Genomic DNA, 14,451 nt, shown 5'->3' with positions numbered 1-14,451 from the left:
AAGCGCGATGGATTGCCGGGGTCAAGCCCGGCAATGACACCTCAGAAATCAACAACGGACACATCTGCAAACCCAAAAGGAAAGCCATCATGGCCAAAGTTCTCGTGCTCTATTATTCCGCCTACGGTCACATCGAGGCGATGGCGAATGCCGTCGCAGAAGGCGCGCGCAAGGCCGGCGCTACCGTCGACATCAAGCGCGTGCCGGAGTTGGTGCCCGAAGCGGTCGCCAAGGCTTCGTATTACAAGCTCGACCAGGCCGCGCCGATCGCCAACATCGAGGATCTCGCCAATTACGACGCGATCGTCATCGGCACCGGCACGCGCTTCGGCCGGATGGCCTCGCAGATGGCGAACTTCCTCGATCAGTCCGGCGGCCTCTGGACCAAGGGCGCGCTGCACGGCAAGGTCGGCGGTGCATTTACTTCAACGGCTACCCAGCACGGCGGACAGGAAACCACGCTGTTCTCGATCATCACCAACCTGCTGCACTTCGGCATGACGATCGTCGGCCTGAACTACGGCTTCGCCGGCCAGATGAAGCTCGACGAAGTCACCGGCGGCGCGCCTTATGGCGCGACCACGATCACCGGCGGCGACGGCAGCCGCCAGCCAAGCGAGAACGAACTCGCCGGCGCGCGCTACCAAGGGCGCGTGATCGCGGAGACCGCGAACAAACTGCATGGCTGATACGATATGGGCGGCATTCTCATTCGGGAATGCCGTCCTATCTCGTCCCTCACGGGACGACGGAAGAATGATGGTCGAAATTCTCTTTATCGCTCAACTGGCGCGCCGGCCGCTGCAAGCCATGGCGCGGCGCTGGTGGTGCAGAAACCTCTACCGTGCCTCGCGCGGCCAGCGGCGCTGCCGGGAGTGCACGAAATCGTGAGCCGCGGTTTTTAAAGGCCTCGTGAATTCGTGAGCCTCGTGAATTCGTGATACGCCTTCTGCCTTCACAGCAGGTACGCGCAGGGTTCTGGTATGAGTAACAATTCGCAAGGCCCGTGGCCGGAATTGCCGACTGCGGCGTGGCGTGACACCTGTGCGACGCTGCACCTCTGGACCCAGATCGTCGGCAAGATCCGGCTGACAAAATCGCCCTGGCTCAATCATTCCTGGCACGTGACGCTCTATGTCACGCCGCGCGGATTGACGACGTCGCCGGTCCCCGACGGCGCGCGAACGTTCCAGATCGACTTCGATTTCATTGACCACACGCTGCGCATCTCGACCAGCGACGGCTCGCTGGAGCAATTTACGCTAGCAGGACATTCGGTCGCCAGCTTCTACGCCGCCACCATGGCAGCGCTTGCCGAACTCGGCATTGCCGTTGCCATCGACGAGATGCCGAACGAACTGCCCGATCCGGTGCGCTTCCCAGAAGATACCGCGCATGCCTCCTACGATCCCGATGCCGTCGGGCGCTTCCTGCAAATCCTCGTCAACTGCGACCGCGTCTTCAAGCAATTCCGAACCGGCTTCCTCGGCAAGGCGAGCCCGGTGCATTTCTTTTGGGGCAGTTTCGATCTGGCGGTGACGCGCTTCTCGGGCCGTCGCGCGCCGCGCCATCCCGGCGGCGTACCGAATTTGCCCGACGCGGTCGCACACGAAGCCTATTCACACGAGGTCAGCAGCGCCGGCTTCTGGCCAGGCAGCGGCGCGATCGATTATCCCGCGTTCTATTCCTATGCCTATCCCGAGCCATCAGGCTTCCGCGCGGCGAAGGTGCGGCCGGACGCTGCGTTCTTCAGCGAAACGCTCGGCGAATTCATTCTGCCCTACGACGCTGTGCGAACGGCTGCCGGTCCCGACGAGGCGCTGCTCGATTTCCTGCAGAGCACCTACGAGGCTGCGGCGACTGCAGCGAAGTGGAATCGCGGGGAACTCGAATGCGATCCGGGCAAGCCGGGTGTGGTGCGGCAGGTTTGATGCTGCTGTGTAGGGTGGTTAGGCGCAGGCGTAACGCACTATCGCAGCAAAGAAATCGGTGAATTCACCGGCTAATGCCGCAGTTGCGGTTTCACGATGGTCTGGCGAACTTCGGTGCCGCAGTCGGCGCATTCATAGGTGAAGTCGATCTTCGCCATGCTCCAATGCGGCTCGACGTCGCGCACAAACATCGGCAGTCCGACGCAGCTCGGACAGAGAACGAAGGCTGGTTCGATATCGTGCTGATGGATAAAGGCTGGCATGTCGGCTCTCCCCAAGAAAGCTTTCAAGAAAGCATTCACCGGTGGTCCCTGACCCGACGCAGAGCATACGCCGCTGCCGCAAAGGCGATCATCAACTCTCGTGAACACAGGAAGAACAGCCGCACAATCCTGGCATGTGTTGCATATTTGCACGCCGTTCCCGTGCGGCAACAATGTGTCAATTCTCTTCGCGTGATAGCGGCTTACCGAGCGCGTGCCTCAGCCAGGCATCGAGCCGCGGGTAGTTGCGCAATGCGCGTACCACACGATCGCGAAGTGCGTAGGGCCATCCGCGCCAGCTCAAGGCGGCGCTGATGTCGATCAGCGGCAGCCGCGTCACGCCGAAGCGGCGCTTGTAAGCGTAGTTGCCGACAGAGAAGTCGAACTCGCGAACGCCATCCCTGTGCAGGGCGGCCATGGTACGCTCGATGATCAGCCGGCCCGGCGAACAGTTCGACCATTTCTCGCCGGCATTGCTGATGCGGATCATTACGTAGCGTGAGCCCGTCCTGATGCCGAGCAGTGTCGCCACGACCTCGTCGCCGACCGTGAGCACTGAGACCAGCGCATAGCCGTTGCCGACGCCGTCGCGAACCAGATTGCGGTAGAACGCCGCGCAGGTCTCGTCATTGAGAATGTAGTTCAGCCCGAGGCTCTGCATCCGTTCGCCCTGCTGGACCTCGGTGATCGAGAGTATCCGCAACGCCTCACTGGTATCGGTGATGATCGCAAAGGACGCGGCCGGATCGCGCGTGAACACACGCCAGTTCCGCTCCAGCTCCTTGCGTACGGTCCTCCCCAGCGTGTGGCGCCAGGCGTCGTAATCCTCGCCTGACGTGACGAGATTGCCGTTGAGCGCGCACGGACCGCCGGCGCCGAGCAAAGCCAGCGGGTTTGGCCTGCCGTCGAGATCGACAGGCACCTTGCGAAGGCGGATGAGATCGGCTTTCTCGGGCATCCGGCGCAGCGCCGACAACAGGCTGCGCCACAGCATGCGCGCCGCCCTGGCATCGCACGGCGCGGCGCTGCCCAGGATCGGCGCGTTGTAGTCGGTCAGATCGAGATCGGCGAATTCGACAATTGCAATATTGTCTTGCTCGCGGCGGATCAGCGGCAGCAGCACCGCCGGTTCGCCGGTCGAGGTGTCAGTGACAACTGCGATCAGCGGCTCAATACCCTCGGCGCCGGCGAAGGCGGCGTACCATGCGTCATACCATTGCGGGTGCTGGAATGGCGTAAACGGGCTGATGTCGTGCCAGCGCGCGAGGACCTGTTTCCAGTCGCGCAGCAGCTCGACGCGGAATCCGGCCGCGCGGCTTGTGGACCTCGCCGCCAATTGCCCCGCACTGGTCGTCAGCACCGTCATCGGCGTTGCGACTTATGCCGCCTTCGGCAGATCGACGATCCTGCCGGGCTCAGTGGCGTCGAGGCGGAAATCGATCGCGCGGCGCGCGTTGCGCTCGCGCTTGACCCACTTGCTGTCGCGCACGAGTTTTTGCAGCACCTTCTTGGCGAAGAAAGACGGCCCGCGCAGATTGCGGGTCTTCGGTGTGTAGCCGAAGCGGTGACGCAGCAGGCCGTTGGCTAGGTGGACGATCTGGGCGCGGCGGATCTCGTCGTTGCCGTAGGATACCGTCATGGAGATGTTGACGGTGCCGAGATTCTCGACGCGATGCGGCGCGTTCAGCGGCCAGTTCAGCATCTGGCCGGGTTCGAGATCGAACACCTGCGCATGCGCGTCGTACCAGGGCGCGTAAGGTAGATCGACCTCGACGTCGAACAGCGCAATGTCCTCAAGGTGTTGCGGCTTGATGAACGGCGCGGTGTTTGGATAGACATAGACCCGCTTGCGGCCGGCGATCTGGATCAAGCCCTGCCCCGGCAAATCGGCATGATAATAGACCTGCGCGTCCGGCGAGGAGATCAGAATGCCGGCCTGGTGATTCGGCACCACGAACCCTGGAACCTTGGCCGCGATCTCGTCGAACATCCGGTCTATCAGCTTGCGGTAGCGGCTATCGACCGAGCCGACATCGCGCATGTTGAGCCAGAGGCCACCGCGGGAAATCGCTTCGATGACCTGCCGGCCGGAGAGGTTACCGATATCGCCCTCGCGCCACACGCGGCTGGATCCCTTGGCGCCCGTCTTCACCAGGCTGTAGTGCTCGCGCGGATAGCTCTCGATCAACTGGGTGAGATCGTCGATCGAGAACGCCGGCGATTTGTGCATCTCGTGTTCGAGCCGGATCGGCTGATGGCTCCAAAGCTCGGAATGCGTCTCATCCCATGTGCCGAAGATCTTGCCCGTCATCGCCGCGCTCCTGCTTCCGTTGCCTGGCCCGCCGGCATTCCGGCTGTCCCGAAATCGCGGCCTTCCGCCATTGCCGTGACCGCCCGATGTCCCGTTATGAGACGGCCGGACGCTCTTCACGGTCGGATTGGCAAGAACGGTGCCGGGCGGACGCCGCCGCTTACCGGAAGCTAATGTCTGGGATGTATGGCTAACGCCGGTATCTATTTCGGCGCGTTTTCTTAACGCGAACCAGGATCCACTTCGCTTGAAAACGCTTTTAGAAAACCTCGCCGCCGCACGATGACTGGAGAAACCCGATATCAGGCGCTGTTTCTCGGCGCGGGACCGCAGATGCATTGCGGCGTCGGCCAGTTCACCCGCCTGTTGCAGGAAGCGATCGAAAAGCTCGAGCCCGGAACCAGCACGACGTTAACGCTAACGCGCAGCGAAGGTTCGCTTGCCGAGATCTGGCGCGCGGTCGGCACGGCGCAAAGCGTGGTCTGCAACTTCCCGATCGTGGCCTGGAAGCGCGTGATGTTCGCACCGCTCGTGGCGATGGCGATCGCCCGGCTGCGCCGGCGTAAGCTCGTCCTGATCCAGCACGAATGGAACGGGCTGCATTGGCTGCGCCGCATCACCTACATGCCGGCCTTGCTGCTTGCCGACGCCATTGTCATGTTCTCGCCGCTGGTGCGGCGCGAGCTGGCCAGTGACCGCCTGCTCGGCTGGACCGCCAAAAAGAGCGTGCTGGCGCCACTGCCGCCGAACATCGAGGCCCCGGCAGGAATTGAAGACTCGAAATTGCGGCATCGCCTCATCGCCGCGAAAGGTGACGGGCGGCTCTTGATCGGTCATTTCGGATCGATCTATCCGGGCAAGCAGCCCAATGCGCTGCTCGAGATCGGCGCCATTCTGAAGCAACGCGGGCTCAAGCCGCTGATCGTCTATATCGGCTCCTTCATCCGCGGCGTCGACAAGGTCGAGGCGGAGTTTCATGCCCGCGCCAGAGAACTCGGCATCGCCGACGACGTGATCGTCTCCGGCTTCGTCGCCTCCGATCACAAGGTGTTCGGCCTGTTCAGCGAGATCGACGCATTCTGTTATCCGCTCGATGAGGGACTCACGGCGCGCCGTTCCAGCATTCTCACCTGCGTGCAATCCGGCCGTCCGCTCGTCGTCGCCGGCCCTGCGCTGCCGGAGGAATTCGACCACCATCCGCGCTTCAAGGAATTGATCGGCCGCGGCGCGGTCGTGCTGGTCGCGCGCGGCGCTGATAACGAGACCTATGCCGACCGGATCGCCGCGGCGGTCAAACGGCCGCCGGTGCCGTTGCCGTTCGATTTCGACGGCTGGTGGACGGACGTGGCCGAAGCGGTGCGGGCGCAGCTTTGAGCCTCAGGCTCGCGCACGGAAACGCGCGAGATAGTGCAGGCCGAATACCGCCAGCAGGAACGTGAACCACAGGGGATCGGCACGGTCGAGGAAGAAGCTTTCCATCGCCGACAGATAGAGCCCGAACAGCCAGATCCGCAGCAGCATCATGGCGAGCGGACCGTTGTTGCCGCCCTCGTCCGCCCGCTGAAAATTCCGCAAGGGTACGATCACGAGTACCACAATGAGCAAGAGCAGCCCGGGAACGCCCATGCCCAGCGCCGTGTCGAGATAGCCATTGTGGCTGTGGGCGGCGAAGCTCGCCCACTCCTTGCCCTCGGGAAGATTTTGAATGGCGCTGCTGCCCCAGAAGGACGCAAAGCCGTAACCGGTGAGCAATCGTGCATGGAGCGACTGCAGCGCAAACGCCCAGATGTCGGTACGGCCGGTGAATGTCGAGTCGAACGGCAGCAGTTTGGAAATCGCGGCAAGCCCCTCAAACATCACGGTGCCGACGCTCAGCAGGTTCAGCAATAGCAGCGGCGTCAGCAATATGATCGCGCGAAGCCAGAACGAGCGGATGACTGACGCTAACGACGTCAGCAACAACACCGCAAAACACAGGGTAAGCGAGCTCTTTCCGGCCGAATACAGCAGGAACAGCGAGGCAAGCGCGATAATCGCGGCCCCCGATAGCCATAGGCCGGAACGGTTAATGTAGACGCCGAGAAACAGCACCATCACCATGATGGCCGCGGCCTGATTCTTGTGGCCGAACGTGCCGCGCCAGTTGCCGGCCAATCCGGGCTCCTGCGGATCGGTCGCCAGGTGAACCGAAAGGTCCGGGGCCAGCAATATTCCGAGATAGCAGATCGCCAATAACGCGAGCGCCGCGATCGTGAACCAGTGCATCAATTCCTGCTGCGACCGCGGCAGCAGCATCAGGGCGGCGGTCACCGCGACAACGCAGATCGTCAACGAAAGACGCCTGACCGACGTTGTCGGATCGAGCGACAGCACGACCGTCACCAGCACCCAGGTGCCGAACAGGACGAACGCCGGAGACAGCAACGTCGCCAGTCCTCGCGCGTCATTTCGCATGGCGAGCGCGATCGTCAGCACGCTGAGGGCGCCGAACATCGCATAGGTCGCCAGCTCGTTACCGGTGCCGACGTCGCCGATCTGCATGTCGCCGAGACTGACGAACGGATGCAGCGATACCCAGCCGAGCAGCAGCGTTCCGACAAAGGTCGCGCCGCGAACGACATCCATCACCTGCTGGCGCTCTATCCCGGCAGCAACGCTACGGATTTCGGATGCGTCGACGAGCTGGCTCATGAGACGATCCTCGAAGCCTTGTAGGGTTGCGGTTCGAGGCCGAACACGGCCAGCGCGCTGCCGATCGCCACCGTGACGGGATGCATGGCCATGGTCCGCTCACGTTCGGTCAGGATTACGCCCACGGCATAGACAAAAGAAAGCGGCAGGGCTGCCAGCAATTTGGCTGTCAACTTCGTCCGCAGCCAAAGCGTCGGCGTCGCCTTGCGCTGGACGTGATAGTTGATCGCGCCGATCCGCAGGCCGCGCATCGCCAACCATTTCAGGCTGGTCCGGCTTTGCGGCACGGTCTCGCTGATCACGGCTTCGGCCACCCAATGAAACCGCAAGCCGAGCCTTCGACAACGGTAGAAGAAATCGGTATCTCCGCCGCCCAGAAAATTGAAACGGAGGTCAAACGCCGGCGTGCCCAAGCGGGCAAACACCGAACGCCGGATCAGGCAATTACCGCAGCCATAGATCACCGGCACCGAGCCTGAGACGTCGTACGCCGGGGCAAAAGCGGGATGGCGGCGCAAGCCGCGCTTCCGTTCATCATCGAATTCGGGGAATACCGGACCACCGACGATGTCGGCGCCGGTCGCATTGGCAGTCCTTACCATCTGCTCCAGCCAGTCCGGCGACGCGATTTCGTCGTCGTCGATCATCAGGAAGCTGGTTGCCGCCGAGAACATCTGCAGCGCCGTCTCGAAGGCAGCGTTGATCGCATGGCAATTGCCCTGCCGCGGCTCGATCACGCATAGCCCTGCGAATTTCCCCGACGCCAGGAACTCTGTGGCAACCGGGACGCTCTCGCTCTTCGACGCATCGTTCTCCACCATGACGACGGCGAAGCGGCGGCTGGTGCGCTGAGCGGCAAGCGACTCCAGCGTCCGGCGCAGATACTGAGGACGACGGAAACAGGGGATGCAAACGACGGTTTCGATCGTGGGATCGAGCGCGGGCGAAACCGCCACCAGCGCGCGCAGAGCCCTGACCGACGGATCAGGCCCGTCCATCCGGAGATCGCTGGTCGAAATCTCTGCCATGACGCTCAGGTCGTTCACGAATATGTCTCATCGTCCCGAAACGGGATGGCCGGCGTCATGCCGGGACACTTCCGTCTCGATAAGGTCGTTCATTCCGGGATTGATCCGGCCTTTGCGAACGTAACGCGCGCAGCGGTGCAATATTCGGTCCGGCGGCAAAACGTGAAGCAACGAACTCCGACGACGGTTAATGGACGGAGTTAATCAGCGCTGAACGAACGCTGGCCGCAATCAGCGGCTGAACAGCTTTCGGAACAGCCGCTGCGAATTCGGAAACTGGCCGTTGTCGATCTGGGTAGGCCACGCACCGTTGACGTCGAAGTAAGCGGCGTAGGCAATCCTGTCTTCGTTCTTCATGAACCAGTCGTGCATCTGCTGAATGAAGAACGGATTGTCGCCAAAATTGCCCACGCCCCATTCGGGGTAGCTCATCCGCTTGCCGTGCAGATGCGCAAACTCGCGGTGCCATTCCAGGCCGAATGGCGCCTTGACGTAGAAGGCGTTCCAGCGCTCCTCAGGCGTGCCCTCGTGCTTGAAGTCGTAGACGTCGAGACCGATGTAGTCGACGACGTCGTCGCCGGGATAGCTGAGATCCGCCGGCATCTCCTGCGGCCCCCACCCCGGACACCAGTCGAACTTGAAGCCCGTGGAATGACGCCTGAATATTTCCACGACGCGCCGGAACGCCCTGATGTAATCGGCTTCATGTCCTTTGGCGAACCACGCCATGTCAGCCAGATTCATCTCCCAGCCGAGCCGAATGATCGCCTGCGGATGCGCCTCTGAAATCGCCCGGGCGGCGGCTTCGAATTCGGCATCGTGGAGCCCATCGGCAACGTCAGCGAGAGGCGTCCCCTTCATGGTCAGCGGGATCGACCAGACCAAATTGCGCGCAGGATTGAGCTTCTTCCAGACGCCCGGAACCCAGCTCAGTTTGGAAAAATCCTCCCAGGTCGTTTGCCCATAGAAGTCGACACCGAGCACCGAGGACGGCTTCTGCTTCAGCCATTTTTCCCACGCCTGCAGCGTATGCTCGCGCCCTATGGGCCCCCAATTGACGAAGGCGCCTGCGAACTTCGATGGGTTGGACGCGGCGCGCGAAGCGGCATTGCTGTCGACGCGCGCCAGCAGCAGCACGGTCAGGACAAAGGCCGCCAGAAACAGCACCAACCGCTTCACGCCGTGCCTTTTGGGTCGCTTTGGATCAGTTCGAAACATCGCTTGCCCTCGCGTGCTTTCTGGCAAAGGCGGCCGATAGCAGGAAGCCGTTGCGATCGTGGGCTCTCGCCGTCGCAAAAGGATACAGGCCGGACAGGGCGGCTGTACCAAAAAGAACAGGAGGCTCGCAGCCCGCTTCTTGCGAAAAGAGTTTTCTTCGAAAATCGGTCATCTGAAATCCAATCGCCGACGGGGTCGACGATGTCATCGACCGGCTTTGCAATATCCAGTCCAGTACGGGCCCATGCCCGAACGGCGCCTGCGCCATGGTTACCGCGGAGCTGGAGCGGCATCGGCGTGTCGCAAATGCGGACACCGTAGACGAGCCGGATGTGCCGGACATGCCGGGCTTCAGCGGCGGCGACGCCTTATCCGCAACAGACGATGGGAAAGCGACAAGTTAACCACGCCGACGCGCCGCAAGACGTACTGCGCCGGTTCGGCACCGATTTTGCTCCATGGGCACTGCGGGACTTCTGCGCCGGTTAGCGGCGGGCCTCCGGCAGATTGTTAAGCTGAATTGCAACGTGTCGTTAACCCTGAACCCATTGCCGAAGCGAAGTTCCGCGCTTCAAAGGCAGAAAGTATAATGCTCAGCCAAACGTTCCATTATTCGGTTGCGAGCGTCGTATCGGCCGCGATCGGCTTGCTGAGCGCGATCGTGTTCACGCGTCTGCTCTCGCCCGAAGAGTATGGCGTGTACGTCGTCGGTCTGAGCACCGCGGGCATCGTCTCGGCGCTGCTGTTCACCTGGGTTCGCGTCTCTGCGCTGCGTTTCCAGTCGGAAGGCGGCGCGGTCGACGTCCGGAAGACCATCTTCGTCGCCTATCTCATCTCGGCCCTCGCCGCACCGATCGCGCTCCTTATTGCCACGCTGACGACTTCGGTATCGCTGGAGCGAAATCTCGCAGCAATCTTTTTCGCGCTGGGGCTCGGCCTTTTTGAGCTCGGGCAGGAACTGCTGAAGGCGCGATTGCAATCGTTCGCATTCATGTCAGCGTCGATCATTCGCGCCTGCCTGGCGTTCACGCTGTGCCTGGCCGCGGCGCTTTTGGGCGGCGGCGGACTGTGCCAGCTCGCGATGGTGACCATCACCTACTTCGTCACGACGACGCTGTTTGCGGGCACGATCCTGCGATCCCCCGTCGCCGGCCCGAAGATTTCCGATTTGCGGACGTTTGCGACATTCGGCATTCCGATCACGCTGTCGGGCATCGTCTTTGCGATCCACGCCGCGCTCGACCGGATACTGGTGTTTCATTTCATGGGCGACCACGCGGCCGGCCAGTACGGCGCATCCGCCGATCTCGTCCGGCAGATCATCCTGATCCCGGCGGTGAGCATCGCGTCCGCAACGATCCCGCTGGCGGTGCGCGCCTGCGCCACCGGTGGCGCCGCCGAGGCGCGGCCGCATCTGGAATTCAGCCTCGAAATTCTGCTGGCCGCCGTCTTGCCGGCAGTGGTCGGCGTGGCCTTGACGAGCAGCTATATCGCTGGCGTGGTCCTCGGCAGCGAGTTCAGGGAGACCGCGGCGCAGATCATGCCGATCCTGGCCTTTGCCTGGCTGTTTCAGTCGATCTCCCAATCCTACATTCATGCGAGCTTTCACCTCGCCAAGACGCCGTTCTTGATGACGACGCAAAGCGTCGTGATGCTGATCGCGAATTTGCTGGTCATGCCGCTCCTGCTCGCCAGATTTGGCCTGGTCGGCGCGGCGTCGAGCCTCGTTATCGTGGAAGCTTTCGGCGCGGCCTTCGGCTGGTATCTCACGCGAAAGGCATTTCCGCTCCCCTTCAACGCATTCCAGGCCATGCGCATCGTCGCGGCGACGGCGATCATGGCGCTGGTGCTGACGTTCATCAAACCACTGCTTCCGATCGGCGTGGTCTCGTTTGGCGTGCTGGCCGCAACCGGCTGCCTGGTCTACGTCGCCGCGGCCTTCGCATTCGATATCACCGGCTTGCGCAAGGCCGTGATCGCCTATACCGCGCGGCGCAATCTCCCGGCCCCGTCCATCACCGCCCCGTCTCCGGGACTACCCAGCATGTCGACAAGAGAATCATGATGCGGCTGGCAAGCAAAAATGCGGTCGTTGCAACCGACAATCGACATGTCATCTGCCGGACCAACCCGATGTCGCTGTCGGACTTTACCGACAAGCGGCGCGAGGCGGCGCGCCCGCTCGAGTTTCGGGGCGAGAATTTCGACCGCGACTTCGACAGCAATACGTTGTTCTACGATGCAGTGCAGGTGAGCAAATCGAAGATTGCCCTGTTTGCACCGCCATTCTTCAACCTCGCGCGCGACGTCGCGACGACGAACTTCATCAGCGGCGCCGGGACCCGCAAGGCGCGGACAAGGCACCTCGACCGCCATGCCCAATTGTGGCTGGACATTCCCGAGCATGCAGGCCCGATCCAGGCATTGGGCGAACTGGGGAGCTTCGCGTTCTCGGTGTCGCCGAACGAGTCGGAGATGTTCCGGGATCGCCGTGTCATCTTCACGATGTCGAAGGACAATCCGATCGAATGGATCCTCGATTGGGTGAGGTTCAACCGGGACATTCACGGCGCAGATGCCGTTCTGATTTATGACAACGGCTCCAGCGCCTACGACAGCGCCACGCTGAGCGCGGCGCTCCGCTCGGTCCCGGGCATCCAATGCTCGGTCGTGATGGAGTGGCCTTTCAAATACGGTCCGCAGGGCGCGAACAGCTGGGATCACTGGGATTCCGATTTCTGCCAGCTGGGGGCGTGGGAGCACGCCAGATGGCGTTTCCTGCAGAATGCCCGGAGCGCCATGAACTCCGACATCGACGAGCTGGTCCTGTCAAAGACGGGAAAGTCGGTGTTTGAAGCCGCCGAACAATCGTGGACCGGGCTTGTCCGATATCGCGGGCGATGGATCATCGGCATCGACGATGGGGTCCGCGACAACGCAAGCAAGGCGCCCCATCGCCACGCCGACTTCTCGATTCTCATGCCGCCGAAATACGCGTTCTCAAGGCTCGTGATGCGGTGCGACTCGAACGAGTGTCTGCCGAAATGGACGGTGGTTCCCGCCCGATGCCCCACGCATGCGCAATGGCATGTCCATTCGATCTTCTCCTGGTGGGCGTCCTATTTCTGCACCAGGGACTTTTCGTTTCGACACTTCCGCGAGATCGGCAGCAATTGGAAGTATCAACGGACCAACCGCGTGCCGTTCGATCCGTCGATTCACACGGCAGACCAGGCATTGATGGAAGCTTTTCAGCGCGTCGATTGGGAAAACTAAAATGAGCAAGGCAACTCCCACGTCAGAATGGATGAAGTCGATGAACGAGGCAGCCACGATCGACCGCAGGCAGGCGACCGAAACCGTGAAGCATCCGCAGGCGCTGCTCGAGCTGGCACACGGCCAGGCACGGCAGAGCCTGCTGACCGTTCACGGCATCCTTGAAGCGACACTGCCTGCGGGCGAACTCTCGATCTACGAAGCCGGTGGCGGCTCAACCAGCTTCCTGCCGCTCAAGGTGCTGCATCGCGCCCATGTCACCGTGGTCGACATCGACGAGGACCAGGTCCGCAACAACGACTACGCGCAGCAGGCTATCCTCGGCGACATCCAGACCTATCGCTTCAAGCCCAACAGCTTCGATCTGGTGATCTGCTACAACGTGATCGAACACGTGCCCGACGTCGAAGCAGCCCTGCTGAATTTCCACGAATCGTTGAAGCCGAACGGCATGATCCTGATCGGCGCGCCCAATCCAAGGTCGCTGTCCGGCGTCGTCACCAAATACTCGCCGCACTGGTTCCATGTCTGGTTCTATCGCCACGTCCGCGGCGACAAGAAAGCCGGCCTGCCCGGCCACGCGCCGTTCCCAACGCTGTTCCATCCGCTGGTCACGCTTTCCAACCTGGAGGCGTTCGCCGAGCAGCACGGCCTGCAAATGATCTACCGCAAGCAGTATGAGAGCCCGCGCTACCCGGAGATGCGGCTGCGCAAGCCTCTGTTCGCCGCCATGGTCGATGCCGCGGCGAAGGTGATGAACTTCTTCCTGCCCGGCCGCATCGACGTGCGGCACGGCGACTACCACGTGATCCTGCGAAAGCGTTGAGACCATGAATACGATGTTGTCAGAGGCAAGGGCGAAGGTCGGTCACCGGCTGGCGATGCATCTGCGCGTCGATTTATTCCGGCTGCGCAACAGCACGCCGATGGTCAGCTTCACCTTCGATGATCTTCCAAAGAGTGCGGTGACGGCCGGCGCCGAGATGCTCGAAGCGCATGGCGCACGCGGGACGTTCTATGTCTCGGGCAGCCTGGTCGGCGCCGACGCGCCGGACTGGGTGGCGGGCGATGCCGAGGACGTGGTCGCGCTTCACCGCAGGGGTCACGAGATCGGCTGCCACACGTTCTCGCATCAGCGCGCCTGCGATCTCGACGAGGCCGCGATGCGGCAGGAAATCACGCGCAACAGCGCTTACCTTCGCGCGCTCGATCATTCGATACGGGTCGATAGTTTTGCCTACCCGTTCGGATACGGCTCCTACGCCCGGAAGCGTCAGCTCAGGAAGGCGTTCCAGACCTGCCGCAGCATCGTGCAGGGCGTCAACACCGGCAGCGTCGACTTGCAGTTCCTGCGCGCCATGCCGCTGATCGATCGCGAGATGGATTGCGGCGGGATCGACCGTGCGTTCGACGAAGCGCAAACCAATAACGGATGGTTAATTTTCTACGGTCACGACGTCACCGACCGGCCGAGTCCCTATGGCTGTTCGCCCGCCCTGCTCGCGCATGCGCTGGAAGCGGCATCGCGGCGGAAGATTCCGGTTCTCACCATGGCGGAGGCGATGCGATGCGCCCGCGTTTAAACGCTTTGTTTGCCAATTCGGGGAATAGTCCCTCAGTGAGTATGGTTAATTTTCCCTGTTGCGTTTGTTCAGCGCTTTTTTTCGGCGCCCATGGCGTAACCCGAGGAGTAGCCCCTCAGCCGAAGCGTACGGCAGTTCGAATGGAAGCTG

15 protein-coding genes are annotated in these 14,451 nt (G+C 62.1%); 8 read left to right on the top strand and 7 right to left on the bottom strand.

The window, feature by feature from the left end; all coding sequences use genetic code 11:
• Positions 1-89: 89 nt before the first annotated feature.
• The 3 genes from wrbA to V1279_RS02950 all read left to right on the top strand — a co-directional run bounded on the left by wrbA (position 90) and on the right by V1279_RS02950 (position 1,931).
• A complete protein-coding gene (wrbA, locus tag V1279_RS02960) occupies positions 90-689 on the top strand; it encodes an NAD(P)H:quinone oxidoreductase (RefSeq protein WP_334432294.1) in 600 nt (199 codons plus the stop codon).
• A gap of 67 nt (positions 690-756) precedes the next feature.
• The gene (locus tag V1279_RS02955) at positions 757-891 is read left to right on the top strand and encodes a hypothetical protein (protein ID WP_334432292.1); all 135 of its coding nucleotides are present in this window, start codon (positions 757-759) and stop codon (positions 889-891) included.
• A 92-nt stretch (positions 892-983) separates the two neighbouring features.
• Positions 984-1,931 (top strand): DUF5996 family protein, encoded by a 948-nt coding sequence (locus V1279_RS02950; protein ID WP_334432289.1) that lies wholly within the window; start codon positions 984-986, stop codon positions 1,929-1,931.
• Positions 1,932-2,002: 71 nt separating this feature from the next.
• Here the strand turns inward: V1279_RS02950 and V1279_RS02945 are convergent, their stop codons facing one another.
• From V1279_RS02945 to V1279_RS02935, 3 genes are all read right to left on the bottom strand, one after another.
• Positions 2,003-2,194, bottom strand: a complete 192-nt coding sequence (locus tag V1279_RS02945; RefSeq protein WP_334432286.1) for a hypothetical protein — start codon at positions 2,192-2,194, stop codon at positions 2,003-2,005.
• Between the two features lie 178 nt (positions 2,195-2,372).
• Positions 2,373-3,560: a GNAT family N-acetyltransferase gene (locus V1279_RS02940; RefSeq protein ID WP_334432284.1), complete on the bottom strand. Its 1,188-nt coding sequence runs from the start codon at positions 3,558-3,560 to the stop codon at positions 2,373-2,375.
• A gap of 12 nt (positions 3,561-3,572) precedes the next feature.
• Positions 3,573-4,505 (bottom strand): cupin-like domain-containing protein, encoded by a 933-nt coding sequence (locus tag V1279_RS02935; protein ID WP_334432282.1) that lies wholly within the window; start codon positions 4,503-4,505, stop codon positions 3,573-3,575.
• 282 nt (positions 4,506-4,787) lie between these two features.
• Between V1279_RS02935 and V1279_RS02930 the strand changes: the two genes are divergently transcribed.
• On the top strand, positions 4,788-5,879 hold the full coding sequence (locus tag V1279_RS02930) for a hypothetical protein (RefSeq protein ID WP_334432280.1): 1,092 nt from the start codon (positions 4,788-4,790) through the stop codon (positions 5,877-5,879).
• 3 nt (positions 5,880-5,882) lie between these two features.
• On the opposite strand, the gene V1279_RS02925 is transcribed toward V1279_RS02930, so the two are convergent.
• From V1279_RS02925 to V1279_RS02910, 4 genes are all read right to left on the bottom strand, one after another.
• Positions 5,883-7,196: an O-antigen ligase family protein gene (locus V1279_RS02925; RefSeq protein WP_334432277.1), complete on the bottom strand. Its 1,314-nt coding sequence runs from the start codon at positions 7,194-7,196 to the stop codon at positions 5,883-5,885.
• Complete coding sequence (locus V1279_RS02920; RefSeq protein ID WP_334446178.1) at positions 7,193-8,194, bottom strand: glycosyltransferase family 2 protein; 1,002 nt, start codon at positions 8,192-8,194, stop codon at positions 7,193-7,195. The genes V1279_RS02925 and V1279_RS02920 overlap by 4 nt, the downstream gene beginning before the upstream one ends.
• 261 nt (positions 8,195-8,455) lie before the next feature.
• On the bottom strand, positions 8,456-9,403 hold the full coding sequence (locus tag V1279_RS02915) for a glycoside hydrolase family 26 protein (RefSeq protein ID WP_334432273.1): 948 nt from the start codon (positions 9,401-9,403) through the stop codon (positions 8,456-8,458).
• Positions 9,404-9,428: 25 nt separating this feature from the next.
• Positions 9,429-9,710: a hypothetical protein gene (locus tag V1279_RS02910; protein ID WP_334432270.1), complete on the bottom strand. Its 282-nt coding sequence runs from the start codon at positions 9,708-9,710 to the stop codon at positions 9,429-9,431.
• A gap of 321 nt (positions 9,711-10,031) precedes the next feature.
• Between V1279_RS02910 and V1279_RS02905 the strand changes: the two genes are divergently transcribed.
• The 4 genes from V1279_RS02905 to V1279_RS02890 are packed head-to-tail and all read left to right on the top strand — an operon-like array spanning position 10,032 to position 14,301.
• On the top strand, positions 10,032-11,507 hold the full coding sequence (locus V1279_RS02905) for a lipopolysaccharide biosynthesis protein (protein ID WP_334432267.1): 1,476 nt from the start codon (positions 10,032-10,034) through the stop codon (positions 11,505-11,507).
• Positions 11,507-12,718 (top strand): hypothetical protein, encoded by a 1,212-nt coding sequence (locus V1279_RS02900; RefSeq protein ID WP_334432264.1) that lies wholly within the window; start codon positions 11,507-11,509, stop codon positions 12,716-12,718. The genes V1279_RS02905 and V1279_RS02900 overlap by 1 nt, the downstream gene beginning before the upstream one ends.
• Before the next feature lies 1 nt (position 12,719).
• Positions 12,720-13,544, top strand: a complete 825-nt coding sequence (locus V1279_RS02895; RefSeq protein ID WP_334432262.1) for a class I SAM-dependent methyltransferase — start codon at positions 12,720-12,722, stop codon at positions 13,542-13,544.
• A 4-nt stretch (positions 13,545-13,548) separates the two neighbouring features.
• Positions 13,549-14,301 (top strand): polysaccharide deacetylase family protein, encoded by a 753-nt coding sequence (locus V1279_RS02890; protein WP_334432260.1) that lies wholly within the window; start codon positions 13,549-13,551, stop codon positions 14,299-14,301.
• Positions 14,302-14,451: the final 150 nt, after the last annotated feature.

Source organism: Bradyrhizobium sp. AZCC 1610 (genome assembly GCF_036924515.1).
Taxonomy (GTDB): Bacteria; Pseudomonadota; Alphaproteobacteria; order Rhizobiales; family Xanthobacteraceae; genus Bradyrhizobium.
Note: the sequence above shows the minus strand (reverse complement) of the source record. Positions and strands in the feature narration are given on the sequence as shown.